Source organism: Galbibacter sp. L-19 (assembly GCF_056857615.1).
On record NZ_JBSXNL010000049.1, the window covers coordinates 1 to 15,505 of the forward strand.

General features: G+C 32.4%; 17 protein-coding genes. 10 read left to right on the forward strand and 7 right to left on the reverse strand.

What is annotated here, in order from left to right:
- On the forward strand, positions 1 to 171 hold a 171-nt coding region (locus AC13CQ_RS07785), incomplete at its 5' end, for a transposase (RefSeq protein ID WP_482882825.1).
- Positions 172 to 506: 335 nt separating this feature from the next.
- Here the strand turns inward: AC13CQ_RS07785 and AC13CQ_RS07790 are convergent.
- Genes AC13CQ_RS07790 through AC13CQ_RS07805 form a run of 4 tightly spaced genes read right to left on the reverse strand, consistent with a single transcriptional unit; the run spans position 507 to position 3,269 of the window.
- A complete protein-coding gene (locus tag AC13CQ_RS07790) occupies positions 507 to 1,262 on the reverse strand; it encodes a LytR/AlgR family response regulator transcription factor (RefSeq protein ID WP_008612847.1) in 756 nt (251 codons plus the stop codon).
- 21 nt (positions 1,263 to 1,283) lie between these two features.
- Positions 1,284 to 1,604, reverse strand: coding sequence for a 2TM domain-containing protein (locus AC13CQ_RS07795; RefSeq protein WP_008612848.1), 321 nt, complete (start codon positions 1,602 to 1,604; stop codon positions 1,284 to 1,286).
- An 11-nt stretch (positions 1,605 to 1,615) separates the two neighbouring features.
- Positions 1,616 to 1,927, reverse strand: coding sequence for a 2TM domain-containing protein (locus AC13CQ_RS07800; RefSeq protein ID WP_008612849.1), 312 nt, complete (start codon positions 1,925 to 1,927; stop codon positions 1,616 to 1,618).
- 10 nt (positions 1,928 to 1,937) lie between these two features.
- Complete coding sequence (locus AC13CQ_RS07805; protein ID WP_335588241.1) at positions 1,938 to 3,269, reverse strand: 2TM domain-containing protein; 1,332 nt, start codon at positions 3,267 to 3,269, stop codon at positions 1,938 to 1,940.
- A gap of 473 nt (positions 3,270 to 3,742) precedes the next feature.
- On the opposite strand from AC13CQ_RS07805, the gene AC13CQ_RS07810 reads away from it, so the two are divergent.
- From AC13CQ_RS07810 to AC13CQ_RS07820, 3 genes are read left to right on the forward strand one after another with little or no spacing between them, the layout of a single operon-like run.
- On the forward strand, positions 3,743 to 4,801 hold the full coding sequence (locus AC13CQ_RS07810) for a S66 peptidase family protein (protein WP_482882769.1): 1,059 nt from the start codon (positions 3,743 to 3,745) through the stop codon (positions 4,799 to 4,801).
- Between the two features lie 38 nt (positions 4,802 to 4,839).
- Positions 4,840 to 5,340 carry a GNAT family N-acetyltransferase gene (locus AC13CQ_RS07815; RefSeq protein ID WP_335588243.1) on the forward strand — a complete coding sequence of 167 codons (501 nt, stop codon included), beginning with the start codon at positions 4,840 to 4,842 and terminating at the stop codon, positions 5,338 to 5,340.
- Positions 5,341 to 5,343: 3 nt separating this feature from the next.
- Entirely contained in the window at positions 5,344 to 5,739 is a 396-nt protein-coding gene (locus AC13CQ_RS07820) for a gamma-glutamylcyclotransferase family protein (RefSeq protein WP_335588244.1), read from the forward strand.
- Between the two features lie 4 nt (positions 5,740 to 5,743).
- Here AC13CQ_RS07820 and recQ read toward each other — a convergent pair whose 3' ends face one another.
- Entirely contained in the window at positions 5,744 to 7,945 is a 2,202-nt protein-coding gene (gene recQ / locus AC13CQ_RS07825) for a DNA helicase RecQ (RefSeq protein WP_337900081.1), read from the reverse strand.
- An 86-nt stretch (positions 7,946 to 8,031) separates the two neighbouring features.
- On the opposite strand from recQ, the gene AC13CQ_RS07830 reads away from it, so the two are divergent.
- The 5 genes from AC13CQ_RS07830 to AC13CQ_RS07850 all read left to right on the forward strand — a co-directional run bounded on the left by AC13CQ_RS07830 (position 8,032) and on the right by AC13CQ_RS07850 (position 11,898).
- Entirely contained in the window at positions 8,032 to 8,997 is a 966-nt protein-coding gene (locus tag AC13CQ_RS07830; RefSeq protein WP_008612862.1) for a KpsF/GutQ family sugar-phosphate isomerase, read from the forward strand.
- The gene (gene tatC / locus AC13CQ_RS07835) at positions 8,997 to 9,842 is read left to right on the forward strand and encodes a twin-arginine translocase subunit TatC (RefSeq protein WP_482882770.1); all 846 of its coding nucleotides are present in this window, start codon (positions 8,997 to 8,999) and stop codon (positions 9,840 to 9,842) included. The genes AC13CQ_RS07830 and tatC overlap by 1 nt, the downstream gene beginning before the upstream one ends.
- Positions 9,835 to 10,185: a carboxymuconolactone decarboxylase family protein gene (locus AC13CQ_RS07840; RefSeq protein ID WP_008612864.1), complete on the forward strand. Its 351-nt coding sequence runs from the start codon at positions 9,835 to 9,837 to the stop codon at positions 10,183 to 10,185. The genes tatC and AC13CQ_RS07840 overlap by 8 nt, the downstream gene beginning before the upstream one ends.
- Before the next feature lie 100 nt (positions 10,186 to 10,285).
- On the forward strand, positions 10,286 to 11,026 hold the full coding sequence (lptB, locus tag AC13CQ_RS07845; protein ID WP_008612865.1) for an LPS export ABC transporter ATP-binding protein: 741 nt from the start codon (positions 10,286 to 10,288) through the stop codon (positions 11,024 to 11,026).
- 68 nt (positions 11,027 to 11,094) lie between these two features.
- Positions 11,095 to 11,898: a copper resistance protein NlpE N-terminal domain-containing protein gene (locus tag AC13CQ_RS07850; protein WP_456867452.1), complete on the forward strand. Its 804-nt coding sequence runs from the start codon at positions 11,095 to 11,097 to the stop codon at positions 11,896 to 11,898.
- Positions 11,899 to 11,977: 79 nt separating this feature from the next.
- Here the strand turns inward: AC13CQ_RS07850 and AC13CQ_RS07855 are convergent, their stop codons facing one another.
- The gene (locus tag AC13CQ_RS07855; RefSeq protein WP_337900083.1) at positions 11,978 to 12,736 is read right to left on the reverse strand and encodes a CDP-alcohol phosphatidyltransferase family protein; all 759 of its coding nucleotides are present in this window, start codon (positions 12,734 to 12,736) and stop codon (positions 11,978 to 11,980) included.
- A 267-nt stretch (positions 12,737 to 13,003) separates the two neighbouring features.
- On the opposite strand from AC13CQ_RS07855, the gene lnt reads away from it, so the two are divergent.
- Positions 13,004 to 14,590, forward strand: coding sequence for an apolipoprotein N-acyltransferase (gene lnt, locus AC13CQ_RS07860; protein WP_008612868.1), 1,587 nt, complete (start codon positions 13,004 to 13,006; stop codon positions 14,588 to 14,590).
- 61 nt (positions 14,591 to 14,651) lie between these two features.
- Here lnt and AC13CQ_RS07865 read toward each other — a convergent pair whose 3' ends face one another.
- Entirely contained in the window at positions 14,652 to 15,320 is a 669-nt protein-coding gene (locus AC13CQ_RS07865) for a DUF1684 domain-containing protein (protein WP_482882771.1), read from the reverse strand.
- Positions 15,321 to 15,505: the final 185 nt, after the last annotated feature.

Below are 15,505 nucleotides of genomic sequence, written 5' to 3' on the forward strand. Positions count from 1 at the left end.
GCAAATACGATAACTATTAACTATAAATCGATTTTGAATTATTTTATAAACAGAAGTACTAATGCTTCAGCAGAATCTTTTAATGCTAAAATAAAAGCTTTTAGAGCCCAGTTTAGAGGTGTCAAAAATGTAGAATTCTTCTTATTCAGATTAACTACAATTTTTGCATAAACACAACTTTTGGGAATGATCCGATAGCGACAACAAAAATTAGCGATAGCACTATTATTCCAACTATCTTCAGGATTTTATATTTTTTCATCTATTAATATTTATCGCTTTTTAAAGTCAGAAGTAATACCTTCAAATGTCATACATATAGGTTTGATAAACTGCTAATAGCATTTCATAAAAAACTATAAATAACGAATAACTGGTAATTTATAACTATCCATATTAAGAATCAAGGATATAAAGGATTAAAATAAAACAACTTTACTATTTTGCCTCAAAACCTTTCGATTAATCAAAATAGACTTCGGAGAAATAAAACCATCTAGGAGAGATTAGCTCAGCCAGTCTTTAAAATCTTTAACGCGCTCTCTACTTACAATTATTTCTTGCTCGTTAAAATGATTTATTTTTACTTGTAAACGGGCATTGGTATAATTAATAATGTCTTTTACTGCATTTATATTGATACAAAATTTACGACTTACCCTAAAAAATTCATCTGGAGGAAGTTCTTCCTGCAAAGCCTCTAATGTAATATCCATTAGATAACTTCTATTTTCATTGGTATGTAGATAAGTCCCTTTATTTTCACTGTAAAAACAAACAATATCTTCTAAAGAAATTAATTTTAAATGTTGTCCTACTTTTACGGTAAACCGTTTTCTGTAAGTGCGTTCTATTGGGTTTACCAGTAACTTTTTAATATCATTAAAATTAAGCTGAACAGCGCTTTTTAAAGGTTTAAAGTTTTTATACTTTTCTACTGCATACGCTAATTCATCCTCATCTATTGGTTTTAAAAGATAATCAATACTGTTAAGTTTAAATGCTTGCAAGGCATACTCGTCATAAGCGGTGGTAAATATAATAGCACTTTTTATATCGATACTATCAAATATTTCAAAAGAGAGTCCGTCCGACAATTGAATATCTAAAAATATCAAGTCTGGATGTGGTTTGCCAGAAAACCAACTTACAGATTCTTCAACCGAGTGTAAAATCTTATCTACTTCAACCCCCAAGTCTTTTAGCATTCTATGTAAACGCCTTGCTGAAGGCGCTTCGTCTTCTATAATTAGTACGTTCATATTATTTATATAATACTGCTTTTATTCCCATTTTTGCCGTTCAAACTCTTCTTCTTTTATATACTTTTCAATTTGCTCTTCTTCCCATTTTTTTGAAAAGAAAAACTGGGTTCCAAAAACCTTCCAAGCATGCATAGCCATTCCAATACCCCAAAAAAACAATGTTGTAAAAGTAGCCCAATTCCAAAATTCCTCATTATTATAAGAGCTAGAGATATAAATGTTTACTAAAATATAGGAGTTGATTATTATAAAAATTGCTAAATGCCAGTAAAAGCCTTTTAAGCGTTTAACTCGTTCCTTTGCATATTTATATCTTTCGTTTTGATCTGTTACTGTCATTTTTTTATATTTTATTCCCAACGAGTGGAGGTATTAGTTTCGTTATCTTCTTCCATAAATTCTTTAATCTTTCGCTCTTCCCAGTCTTTTGAAAATGCAGGGTTCCATCCATATACTTTGGCAGCTTGGAAAAGAAGCCCTACTGCCCATGGTCCAGCCGACCATAAAAACCATGGATAATTCCAACCATCTAACCAGTAATTCAATATTGCTAAAAAAATATTGACTATAATATAGGACGTTAAACCATTGTAGAATTTCTTAATTTCTTCTACGCGCTCTTTTGCACGAAAATATTTATTATCCTTTTCTGAATTTTCCATAATTATAATATTAAATATCTTTCTCCATTAGTTCTCTAATCTTACGCTCTTCCCAACGTTTCCCCCATAATGGGTTATAACCAAAAGCTTCCATTCCATGTGCTAATAATCCAAATCCCCAACCCAGTGTAGGAAAAATAATCCATGGGAAATCGGTTGTTTGGTAATTTAACCATGCTAAACCTGGTATTATAATTAAATAAGCAGTTAGGTTTCCATAAAATCCTTTTATGGCATTTACACGCTCTTTTGCGCGTTTGTAGCGTTTATCTTGTATGTATATTTCTTGTTTTGTCATTGAAGTTGCTATTTGTTTAGTTAACATTGGAATCTTTACTTTAAAATGAGTGGCATTTTTCTCAATAACCACATCTCTAGTTGTTAGTAAATGATACCGTTGCTTAATGTTTGACAACCCTACTCCAACACTGCTTTTTAATACCGATTTTGGCTGAAGGTTATTAGAAATGATCAAATAATTATGCTCTTCTGTTATGGTTATTTCTAATGGGTTTTTAGGATTTACTTGATTGTGTTTTACCGCATTCTCCAAAAGCAATTGTAACGATAGCGGAACTACTTTTGCTTCTTTGTTTATTAAAGTTTCAGAAATATTAAAAACAATACTATCTTCAAAACGTGTTCTTAGTAAACTTATATAGGTATTAGCAAAATTAATTTCTTCTTCTACGGTAACTAACTCCTTACTTTTTTGCTCCAACACATATCGATATACTTTTGAAAGCGATGTTGTAAATTTTTGGGCTCCCCTAGGGTTTTCTTCTATCAAACTTGTAAGAACATTTAAACTATTAAAAAGAAAATGTGGATCAAGTTGATTTTTTAAAGCATCAAACTGAGCTGTTGCTCTTCCGGCAATTACTTTTTGCTCTTTTACTTTTGACTCTTGTTTATTTTTATAAAAGAAGAATGCTGTAAAAATTAACGAAACAACAAGTGCTATCAACATTGGCCCTAAGAAATCTCCCACGTGTTGGTTTGCAATTGCTTGATTAAACGATGCTCCATGTATCAATACCCAAATAAAGGTATTTAATACAAATACGCAGAAAAAAGTGATGAGCATCGAACCTAATACAAAACGAAAAATAATCTGGAAGGAATATATTTTTTTTCCATATCTATTAAAAAGAAACCTAATAAAAAATGCATTCCCAAGATAAATTACAATGGTATAAAGCTGATTGTATAGAAACTTAGTTATCAAACTTTGATTAAAAACAATAACCCCTTCGTTTGCGAACGTAATGATATTGAGGATTAAAAAAATAAGCACCCCCAAAAAAAATGCCCTGCCAAGTTCTTTTATTATTGTAATCATTTTCTGTTTAAATAATGTATTGTTTGTTTTGCTTAAAGTTAATGAAAACTAAAAAGAGTTAATTACTCCTTATAAAAATTCAACTCTTTTCGATACAGAATCCTTTGGCAAACTCAGGAGAAGCTTTGAGAAATTAAACCCTCTATGAGAGATTAATTCTGTATTCTGATGAGACAAATACGTTCTCTTGATGATTCATTCTTACTGATTCGATTTTTGATTGATGGTTTGCTACTTCTTCGATTGACGCCCCATCTACATCAATCAAACTAAAAAGAAGTAACAAAAAATAATAAAGCAATTGTATCATAATTTTCTAGTGTTAGTTATATAGGTTCAAAATTGATACATTTTAACGTTCTTATAAAAAAGAACATTCCGAGTTGTTGATTTTTATAGATGAATTGTAAAAATAAAGGACGAAGCAAAAAAAAATAAGTAGTTTTGAAATATCTAAATACACTTTTTAAAGCATGAATCGTAGAAAATTTATCACTCGTAGTGTGCAAGCATCCGCACTTACTGCTGTTCCTGTGGGAACTATTTTTGCTCAAGAAAATACTATTAAACCTATTCAAAGTAATGTTATTCTTCCGAAGAAATTAAAAAAAGGGGCTAAAGTAGGTTTAATCGCACCAGGATATGCACTCTCTGATAAAGCTTTACAAAATGCAATTACCAATGTAAAAGCCATGGGGTATGAACCTTTTTATACTTCTAGGATTTCTGGAAACTATGGATATTTTAGTAATACAGATATTGCTAGGGTTGAAGATATCCATGAAATGTTTTTAAATCCAGCTATTGATGCTATTTTTTGTGCACGTGGAGGCTATGGGTGTACTCGAATCTTAAAAGATATTAATTTTGACTACATTCAGCAAAATCCTAAAATATTACTTGGGTTTAGTGATATTACTGCGCTTGTAAACAGTATTTATCAAAAAACTGGAATTGTAACTTTTCATGGGCCTGTTGGAACTACACTGGATAATCAATTTAATAGAACACAATTAGAACGAATAATTGAACATACAGATAATAGCATTCAGCTTGCTACAGAAACATTTCCAGCAAGCAAAACCTTAGCAGATTCTACTTTTGAGAATTATGTAATTACCTCTGGAACGGCTACAGGAAAGCTTGTTGGTGGTAATCTCTCCTTACTTTCTGCTATGACGGGAACCGATTTTGATGTTGATTATACGGATAAAATTGTTTTTATTGAAGAAATTGATGAAGACCCTTACCGTGTAGACCGAATGCTCACCCAACTTCTAGATTCTAAAACTTTTAAGCACGCCAAAGGGATTGTTTTAGGAGTTTTTAAAGGTTGTGACGACCCAAAAAGAGCTAATTCTTTTAGTCTGAAAGAAGTTATTTTAGATCGGTTAAAACCTATGAATATTCCTTGTGTATACGGTTTCCCAATTGGACACGTTGATCATAACATTACTCTTCCGGTAGGAATTGAAGCTCGTTTAAACACACAAAACTACAGTTTAGAATTATTAGAGAATAGTGTATCCTAACCGTTTTAAGTGTTAGTATTTTATCATACCTTTAGTGTATGATATTCAACACACAAAGATTATCTGTTCGCGCGCTTAATTTTGAGGATCTCGACTTGTTTCATAAAATGCAGAACGACCAAGCTGTTATGAAATATGTTGGGGGTAAAACTTATTCTTTAGAAGAGAATAAAAAAGACTTATTGAATATTTTAAAATTCTATGAAAATCCGAAAAACGACTTTTGGGTTTGGGCAATTACCTTAAAATCTTCCTCCAATTTTATCGGAACTATTGCTTTAGTAAGAAATGAAAAAGATGAGTACGAAATTGGCTACCGATTACTAAAAGAATATTGGAAACAAGGTTATGGAAAAGAAGTAACTAACGGACTCATTAAATATGCTTTTGAGGTTAAAAAGATAAAAGAAATTGTAGCTTACGTTGATAAAAACAATATTACCTCTGTTAGAATTCTCGATTCTACTTTTAACTTTATTAAAGAGTTTTATAATGAAGAAGATAATTGTATTGACCGCTATTACAAACTCTCTAATTAAAATATGCACGTCTTTGTATACGGAACTTTAATGAATGACTTTAAAAATTCTATTGCTGAATTTTTAAGAAACAATAGCACATTTATAGGAAAAGGAATTACTAAAGGAGAGATTTATGACCTTGGAAGTTTTCCGGGGGCTGTTTTTGATGAAAATTCCTTCAATACTATATATGGAGAAGTTTATAAAATCACCTCCAATATAGAAGCTGTTATTTCTGCATTGGACACCTATGAAGGTATTAACGACCCAACTTTTAATTATTACGAAAAAAAGGAGGCTTTTATTCAAGTTCATACTACTCAAATAAAAGCCTCAGTTTATCATTTTAAAAAATGTCCTAATGGTTTTAAACGCATTGAAAGTGGAGATTATTCAAAATATTTAGACAGTATCTAAAAAATTAATTGGCTACATCACTAATAAATTTTATACGGTATAAGCGTATTTCATCGTCTTCATATTCGCCATCAAACTCTTCCATTGCATTTGAAATTTTATCGTCTTCAGCCTCCAAAAAGTAATCGTGTAACTCTTCTTGTTGGTCTTCATCTAAAATTTCATTAATCCAATAATCCAAATTCAATTTAGTTCCCATATAAACAATCTGCTCCATCTCTTTAATAAGGTCGTCCATTTTCAACCCTTTTGAAGCTGCAATATCATCCAAAGGAAGTTTTCTATCAACATTTTGTATTACATATAATTTTAAAGCAGAATTGGCGCCTGTAGATTTTACCACCATATCATCTGGTCGGATAATATCGTTTTCTTCTACATATTTATTAATAAATTCAATAAAAGGCTTTCCAAACTTCTTAGCTTTCCCATCTCCAACACCATGAATATTACTCATTTCGTCTAAATTGATAGGGTATTTTAGAGCCATATCCTCCAAAGAAGGATCTTGGAAAATAACAAATGGTGGAACTTCAAGCTTTTTGGCTTGTTGTTTTCTAAGGTCTTTTAGCATTTTCAACAATTGCTCGTCGGCTACAGCCCCACCTCCTTTAGCGGCTGTAACAATTGTATCGTCATTGGCTTCTGTGTAAGAATGATCTTCGGTCATTAAAAAAGAAGTTGGGTTTTCTATAAACTCATTTCCTTTTTCATTTAAATGCAATACGCCATATTGCTCTATTTCTTTACGCAACATCCCTGTTACCAATACTTGACGGATTAATGCCATCCAATAAGAAGCTTCATGCTCTTTTCCATTTCCAAAAAACGGACGCTCGTCTGTTTTATGAGACTTTATAAGTGCATTTACTTTTCCTACTAGCGTATTAACAATCTCTTTAGCTTTATATTTCTCTTTGGTGCTTTTAATTATTTTTAAAAGCTTAACAACATCATCTTTAGCTTCATGTTTCTTTTTAGGATGACGGATATTATCGTCCATATCTGCGCCTTCTCCATTTACCTCGTCAAATTCTTCCCCAAAATAATGAAGAATATACTTACGTCTAGACATTGATGTTTCTGCATAGGCAACCATATCTTGTAGCAACGCATGACCAACTTCTTGCTCGGCTACAGGTTTTCCGCTCATAAATTTTTCTAGCTTTTCTATATCTTTATATGAATAGAATGCTAAACAATGTCCTTCTCCTCCATCACGACCAGCACGACCAGTTTCTTGGTAATAGCTTTCTATACTTTTAGGAATGTCATGGTGGATTACAAAACGTACGTCTGGTTTATCAATTCCCATTCCAAAAGCAATGGTAGCTACAACAATGTCTGTATCTTCCATTAAAAACATATCTTGATGTCTTGCTCTGGTTTTGGCATCTAAACCTGCATGATAAGGAACGGCTTTCAAGCCATTTACCTGTAATGTTTGAGCCAATTCTTCCACACGCTTTCTACTAAGACAGTATATAATACCAGACTTTCCTTCATTTTGTTTTACAAAACGAATTATATCGGCATCTACATTTTTAGTTTTTGGGCGTACCTCATAATACAAGTTTGGTCTGTTAAATGATGCCTTAAAAACCTCAGCACTATTAACTCCCAAATTTTTAAGAATATCTTCTTGAACTTTTGGTGTAGCAGTTGCTGTTAGGGCTATAATTGGAATATCATCTCCTAAACGCTGTATTATTGTTCTAATATTTCTGTATTCAGGTCTAAAATCATGTCCCCATTCTGATATACAATGGGCTTCATCTACGGCTACAAACGATATTTTTACCGTTCTAAAAAATTCTACATACTCCTCTTTTGTAAGAGATTCTGGTGCTACATACAATAATTTTGTAACGCCATTTGTAATATCTTCTTTTACTTGTCGAACTTCCGTTTTATTGAGTGAAGAATTTAAAACATGGGCAATGCCTTTATTCGAGGAAATTCCTCGAATAGCATCAACCTGATTTTTCATCAGTGCAATTAGGGGGGAAATTACGATGGCTGTCCCATCTTTAACTAGCGCTGGTAATTGGTAGCAGAGAGACTTTCCTCCACCAGTCGGCATAATAACAAACGTATTCTGATCATTAATAATATTTTTTATGACCTTTTCTTGTAAACCTTTAAACTGACTAAATCCAAAATACTGTTTAAGCGCTGCCTGTAAGTCAATTTCAGCTGAACTCATCCTTTCGTTTTACTATTTTATATACATTTGCACTACTAAAGATACTATTAATCTTTAGTTATTACAAATTCTAAAAAAATTTAAATTTGAATACTAAAAGTGTCATCAAAGCCAATGCAATAAAGGTAATTGATAACGAGAGTAGTGCCATCAAAAACCTTGCCTCTTTTGTAGATGATGAATTCGCTGACGCAGTAGAGTATATATACAATTCAAAAGGTAGAGTAATCGTCACCGGAGTGGGAAAAAGTGCCATAATTGCCACAAAAATTGTAGCTTCATTAAATTCTACTGGCACTCCTGCAGTTTTTATGCACGCAGGAGACGCAATTCATGGAGATTTAGGAACCATTTTAAAAGACGATGTTGTTATGTGCATCTCTAAAAGTGGAAATACCGCAGAAATAAAAGTATTAGTACCATTTATTAAAGAAGGTCCCAATAAACTTATTGCAATTACCTCCAACAAAAAATCATTTCTAGCGCAGCAAGCAGATTTTATAATAAATGCACATGTAGAAAAGGAAGCCTGCCCTCATAATTTAGCGCCAACTACCAGTACTACTGCTCAAATGGTTATGGGAGATGCGCTTGCTATCTGCCTTTTAGAGCTTAGAGGCTTTAGTAGTAAGGACTTTGCTAAATACCATCCTGGGGGGGCTCTTGGAAAGAAACTTTACCTTAGGGTTAAAGATATTGCTACTGTTAATCTTAAACCTGAAGTTACTGAAAATGCAGATGTTAGAGACGTTATTGTGGAGATTTCAGAAAAATTAATGGGGGTTACTGCAGTAATAAATCAAAATAAAATTGTAGGAATCGTTACAGATGGTGATATTCGTAGAATGCTAAGAAAGTATGATAGCATAAATGGATTAAATGCTAAAGACATTATGTCAGTTAATCCAAAAACTGTCAACTGCGATATGTTAGCAGTAGACGCCCTAGATATTATGGATCAATTTGGAATCTCTCAGTTACTAGTAGAAAAAAACGGAGACTATTTTGGAGTAATCCATATTCATGACTTAATTAAAGAAGGAATTTTATAATGACAAAACAAATTGGAACTGGTGAAACAGAAGAAATGTCTTTTCTTGACCACCTTGAAGAATTAAGATGGCACCTAATTAGAGCTGTTCTAGCAGTTATGATTATTGGGATTGTAGCCTTTATAGCTAAAGATTTTATATTTGACACCATCCTTTTTGGCCCCAAAAAAGCAGATTTTCCTACCTATAAGTTCTTCTGTAATATTTCAAGATATTTTGGAATGGACGAATCTTTTTGTGAAGGGCCACAGTTTAGAATTCAGAGTAGAGAGATGGCTGGACAGTTTTCTGCACATATTTGGACCTCTATTTGGGCAGGGTTTATAATTGGATTCCCATATATTTTATGGGAATTATGGTGCTTTATAAGTCCTGGACTTTATGAAAAAGAACGAAACAACTCACGTGGATTTATAATAATTGCATCTTTTCTGTTTTTTACAGGAGTTCTTTTTGGATACTATGTTATTTCTCCACTTTCTATAAATTTCTTAGCAAATTACCATGTTAGTGAAGAAGTATTTAACGATATCGATTTATCTTCTTATATCTCAACAATTCGATCTTCAGTAATTGCCTGCGGACTTATTTTTGAGCTTCCTATTTTAATGTATTTCCTTACAAAAATAGGATTAGTAACGCCAGATTTCCTTAGAAAATATAGAAAAATAGCCATTGTAATTGTATTAATACTTTCCGCAGTAATAACCCCTCCAGACGTTGCTAGTCAGATTGTAGTATCAATTCCGATTGTAATTTTATATGAAGTAAGTATTTATATCTCTAAAATAGTACTTAAAAGAGAAGAACGTAAATTAAAGAAAGAAAAAACTAAAAATGGGTGATATTGTAGATGATTTTAATGCGTATCGTTCTAAAATGAATGACCGCATTCTAGAAGACAATAATAAATTAATAAAACGAATCTTTAATTTAGACACCAATGCATACATGGCAGGTGCCTTAGATGTAAAAACTAAAGAATTATTAGGTTTAGTAGCTTCTGCAGTATTGCGTTGTGATGATTGTATAAAATACCATCTAGAAACAAGTTATAAAGAAGGACTAACCAAAGAGGAAGTAGTAGAAGCATTAGGAATTGCAACCCTTGTTGGCGGAACAATTGTTGTTCCACATTTAAGAAAAGCATATGAGTTTTGGGATGCGCTAGAAAATAAAGATTCCTAAACCTATATTAAACTGTGTCCTATTTAACCCCAAAATCCATACTTTTGATGGCGAATGGAGTATTTATTTCATCTGAATTACTAAAAATAAGCAACATCATATGAAGCTAAGAGCTGAAAACATCATGAAATCCTACAAGGGACGAAAAGTAGTGAAAGGAATTTCTCTTGAAGTAAATCGTGGAGAAATTGTTGGATTATTAGGCCCTAATGGAGCAGGTAAAACCACTTCTTTTTATATGATAGTTGGTCTTATTAAACCTAATGGTGGAAAGATATTTTTAGATAATCAAGAAATTACCAATTACCCAATGTATAAACGTGCTCAAAACGGAATTGGGTATTTAGCGCAAGAGGCTTCTGTTTTTAGAAAATTAAGTATTGAAGACAATATTATGAGTGTGCTTCAGCTAACAAAACTTTCTAAAAAAGAGCGCCAAATGAAAATGGAAGCGTTAATTGATGAGTTTAGCCTTGGTCATATCAGAAAAAACAGAGGAGATTTACTTTCTGGAGGAGAGCGTAGACGTACAGAAATTGCACGAGCACTAGCTACCGATCCAAGTTTTATTTTGCTTGACGAACCTTTTGCAGGAGTCGACCCAGTTGCTGTGGAAGACATTCAGCGTATTGTAGCGCAGCTTAAAAATAAAAACATCGGGATTTTAATTACCGACCATAATGTTCAAGAAACACTAGCTATTACGGAGCGCTCTTACCTAATGTTTGAAGGTAATATCTTAAAAGCAGGAATCCCAGAAGAATTGGCTGCCGATGAAATGGTGAGAAAAGTATACTTAGGTCAGAACTTCGAGCTAAGAAAGAAAAAATTAGATTTTTAGACTAAGACTGATAATCCCTACTACTATATATTGAAAATCGTTTTATCTCAAAAATTAATTAAAAAGCAATGATGAATTTAAAATTAACTTCAATTGGTTTGCTATCTGCTGCCCTATTAGCTGTTGGATGCAATGAAAAACCAAAAAAAGAGGAAACAACAACTTCAACTGAAGAGAAAATTGTGGACACCCATACTAGCGAAAACTCCTTGGATTGGAATGGAACTTATAAAGGGATACTCCCGTGCGCAGATTGCGAAGGAATAGAAACTTCTCTTCTCTTAAATCTAGATAAAACATATATTGTAACTACTACATATCTTGGTAGAGAAGAAGAGCCATCTGAGAAATCTGGTTCTTTTACTTGGAATGCTAAAGGAAATCAAATTACTTTAGATGGAGATAAAAATCAACAATATGCTGTTGGAGAAAACACTTTAACAAAGCTTGACAACCAAGGTGCTAAAATTGAAGGTGCATTGGCAAATAAATATGTTTTAAGCAAAGAACAAATAATATCTGACGAAGCACTTACTGGGAAAAAATGGAGGCTTGTAAAACTTATGGGGCAACCAGTTTCTGAAATTGGAAAAGCTACTTCTGAACCTTTTATACAGTTTTTTGCTGAAGAAAATAGAGTTAGCGGAAACGCTGGATGTAATAGTTTTACAGGATCTTATACACTAAAAGAAGGTAATAGATTTGAAACTTCAAAATTAGCAAGCACCATGAAAGCTTGTTTGGATATGAAAGTTGAGAGTCAGTTTATGGGAATTCTTGAAAAAGCCGACACTTATACCATTAAAGACGGGGTACTTTCTATTACTAAAGCACGTATGGCTCCTTTAGCAGTTTTTGAACTTGCTGAATAAAGTACAATCCTATATTTAGAATTAAAAAAGCCTTTGAGTTTACTTACTCAAAGGCTTTTTTAATAGTTTAGATTTATTTTTAAGCGCGACTCTTCTGTTGAAAACTCATCACAACCGAAAACAATACATACAATACTATAATCAATGGAATTGCAGCAAACTGGAGCAGTATTAATAAAAGGGCTGCTATTACTAAAAACACATATCGGATGCTATTTTCTTTGAATCCCCAGCTTTTAAACTTCAATGCAAAAAGAGCAATTCTGGCATTCAACATATAGGTACTTAAAATGGTTACTACTATTAAAAACCATTTATTAAGAATTAAACTGTCTAAAAAACTAGACTCTTGAAAATGCAATATTAATGGTAACGATAATATAAAAAGTGCATTTGCTGGAGTTGGCAAACCTATAAAAGAAGTTGCTTGCTCCTCATCTATATTAAACTTTGCCAATCTGTATGCAGAGCCTAAAGTAATTAAAAGCCCGAAAATTGCTAAAAAAGAAAAATTAAACCCGTCAACATTTACCATCGTTTGAGTTGCTTCATGATTGTCCCAAGTATAATTTCCTTCGCTCATTTTAAACAACTGAAACATCACAATTCCGGGTACAACCCCAGAAGTCACCATATCTGCCAACGAGTCGAGTTGTAAGCCTAATTCACTTTGCGCATTTAAGAGTCTTGCAGCAAGCCCATCAAAAAAATCAAAAAAGATTCCTGCAAAAACAAAATATGCAGCAAAAATGAGACTACCTTGAACTGCTAAAATAACTGCAATAGTACCGCAAAGTAGGTTTAAAAGTGTTAATCCGTTGGGAATAAATTTCTTCATTAGTGTAAAATTTCAATTATGTAAAATTACTATTTTTAAAATTTAAGTGGATGAGTTATTATTTAAATATAATAATTATATAGTATCTCTTTTCACTCCACATGGTGCTATCAAATTTTATTAAGATATTAGCAGTATCAAAATAATTTCATGAAACCCTCATGGAGGGATTAAGTATAGCCAAGGTAAACGTTTCTTAAAAGAAAATGATTCTTTGCTTAATTATGTAAGTTCTTGAAATTTAAATTTTAACTTAAGTTTATTAGTGTGAAAAACTCGTATTTACTTGCCATATTATCAGGATTATTATTAGCACTAGCTTGGCCAACATATGGTGTCCCTCTGCTTGCTTTTATTGGTTTTGTTCCCTTACTGTTAGCCGAAAAACACATCCGAGAATCTAATTATAAGAGAAAAGGAACTAAAGTATTTTTTACAGCATACCTAGCTTTTATTATTTGGAATTCTATAACCACTTGGTGGATATGGTATTCTACCCCTTTTGGGATGTTTTTTGCATTGGCTGTGAATTCACTTTTAATGACGATTGTTTTTTCTCTTTATCATTTTGTAGCAAAGCGTTTACCCGCAAAAATCCATCTTATATTTCTCCCTGCTATTTGGATGGCTTTTGAAAAGTTTCACCTCAACTGGGATTTTTCTTGGCCATGGCTCAACTTAGGAAATGCCTTCTCCCAATATACTACTTGGATTCAATGGTATGAGTATACAGGAACTTTTGGAGGTGCACTTTGGATTTGGATTATTAATATTGGAGTTTTTACAACAATTGTTAAATATCAAGAAAGTAAGAATAGACGTATTTTATCAAAAGGAATTGCTCGCAATGTTTTATTAATTGCGATACCTATTATTTTTTCTCTCTTTTTACTGAAAAATTACGAGGAGTCCTCTCAAAAAGCAGCAATTACTTTACTACAACCCAATATAGACCCATACTCTCAAAAATATGATATTTCAAACCTTCAAATGGCAAAAAGCCTTGTAAAACTAGCTGAACCAGTTGTTACATCGAATACAAATTATGTTATTGCGCCAGAAACGGCATTGGCAAAAGGCTCGTCTATAGATGCATTTGATAACGCTACAGAAAAAATGGTTTTACAAAACTTTGTGAGTCAGTATCCAAATATGCAATTTATTACAGGAGTAGATTTCTATCGTCATTATCCTCAGAAAGAAAAACCTACAATTACTGCAAACTTTTACGGTCAAAATGGTTGGTTTGATTTTTACAATGCTGCCGTACAAGTAGGAAAAAATAACATTTCAGAAAAATATATAAAATCAAAATTAGTTGTTGGGGTTGAAAACTTTCCATTTAAAAATGTTCTAGAACCTTTATTAGGAGATGTCATGCTAGACTTAGGAGGAACTGTGGCAATGCGAGCAACACAAAAAGACCGCAGCGTTTTCTTTTCAAATGATAAAGTATTTGCAGCTGCTCCTATTATATGCTACGAATCTATTTATGGGGAATTTGTAACAGGATATGTAAAAAACGGAGCTAACTTTTTAGCAATTATTACTAATGATGCTTGGTGGGACAACACCCAAGGACATAAGCAACATTTAAGTTACGCAAGACTTCGTGCTATAGAAACTCGTAAAAGTGTTGCCAGAAGTGCAAATACGGGAATTTCTGCCTTTATAAATGAGAAGGGAGAGGTTACCAAAACCCTTGCTTATAATGCCAAAGGAAGTTTATCTGGAGAAGTTACTATCAATAATAAAGAAACCTTTTATGTAAAATATGGGGATTATATTGCCCGATTGAGTGTGCTTTTTGCAGGAATGATTTTACTTTATGCTATTGCTCGTAAAAAACAATAACTTTTTACTGTTAATTAGAAATGCTAAATCAAACTCATGGTGTGTAACTTCCTTTAGATATTTAATGAGACTTAAATTTTTTAACCCCAGCAGTAATTGCATAATCTAACGTATTCTCTTTTGGCACAATAGGACAAGAGTATTTTTTATTATACGCACAATACGGATTATACGCTTTATTAAAGTCAATTGTAATGGAATCGGTTTCCGGGATTCTAAGGTCTATATAACGCCCCCCTCCATAGGTTTCTTCCCCATTAGTTGTATCAGCAAATGGCAAAAAGAGATAATCTCTATATTCTTCTGTTTCTTTTAACTGTAGATTTTGATATACGTTTAAAGAAAACTTTTTACCATGCAATTCAAAATAAAGGATTCCAAACAAAACTTCCTCCGATTTTCTATCTGTGGTTGTTGGCATTAAAAATGGCTGTTCGTTTGGAGTTAATTCTAATTTGGCAACCACATTAAAACTTGTATCTATTGGAAAAAATTCTAAACTCTCAAATCCTATAAAATCTTCTTTCGTTAATGGAGATTCTTTAGGATCTGCATATTCTTCATTTATTTCCTTCTGAAAAGCTAGTGCCTGAGCTTCCTTACTTAATTCAGTTTTTATATTTTCTGAAGTTGCTTTTATTTCCTTTTTATCATCATGATATTTTTTCCCATCCTTACAAGCAGTCATTAAAAACACAATAGAAAGAGTAATAAAAAAGTTTAATTTCACACTAATAAATTTAAGTTTAACAATTAATTTTCAATATTTTACACCACAACACAAAGCGCCACTACCTTTAAAAAGACCTTCGTTTTATTATTCCCTTTTGTGGAAGTAACTGTTCTTGGTCTTTATAAAATCCTACTATAAGGACATTTTAAATAGTTTTTTCTGAAAAACAAAAATACAACTTA

Coding starts and splice junctions, on each gene's coding strand:
- AC13CQ_RS07790 (WP_008612847.1), bottom strand. CDS start 1,262: ATGAACGTACTAATTATAGAAGACGAAGCGCCTTCAGCAAGGCGTTTA.
- tatC (WP_482882770.1), top strand. CDS start 8,997: ATGACAAAACAAATTGGAACTGGTGAAACAGAAGAAATGTCTTTTCTT.
- lptB (WP_008612865.1), top strand. CDS start 10,286: ATGAAGCTAAGAGCTGAAAACATCATGAAATCCTACAAGGGACGAAAA.
- AC13CQ_RS07840 (WP_008612864.1), top strand. CDS start 9,835: ATGGGTGATATTGTAGATGATTTTAATGCGTATCGTTCTAAAATGAAT.
- AC13CQ_RS07800 (WP_008612849.1), bottom strand. CDS start 1,927: ATGGAAAATTCAGAAAAGGATAATAAATATTTTCGTGCAAAAGAGCGC.
- recQ (WP_337900081.1), bottom strand. CDS start 7,945: ATGAGTTCAGCTGAAATTGACTTACAGGCAGCGCTTAAACAGTATTTT.
- AC13CQ_RS07810 (WP_482882769.1), top strand. CDS start 3,743: ATGAATCGTAGAAAATTTATCACTCGTAGTGTGCAAGCATCCGCACTT.
- AC13CQ_RS07820 (WP_335588244.1), top strand. CDS start 5,344: ATGCACGTCTTTGTATACGGAACTTTAATGAATGACTTTAAAAATTCT.
- AC13CQ_RS07855 (WP_337900083.1), bottom strand. CDS start 12,736: ATGAAGAAATTTATTCCCAACGGATTAACACTTTTAAACCTACTTTGC.
- AC13CQ_RS07795 (WP_008612848.1), bottom strand. CDS start 1,604: ATGACAGTAACAGATCAAAACGAAAGATATAAATATGCAAAGGAACGA.
- AC13CQ_RS07815 (WP_335588243.1), top strand. CDS start 4,840: ATGATATTCAACACACAAAGATTATCTGTTCGCGCGCTTAATTTTGAG.
- AC13CQ_RS07805 (WP_335588241.1), bottom strand. CDS start 3,269: ATGATTACAATAATAAAAGAACTTGGCAGGGCATTTTTTTTGGGGGTG.
- AC13CQ_RS07850 (WP_456867452.1), top strand. CDS start 11,095: ATGATGAATTTAAAATTAACTTCAATTGGTTTGCTATCTGCTGCCCTA.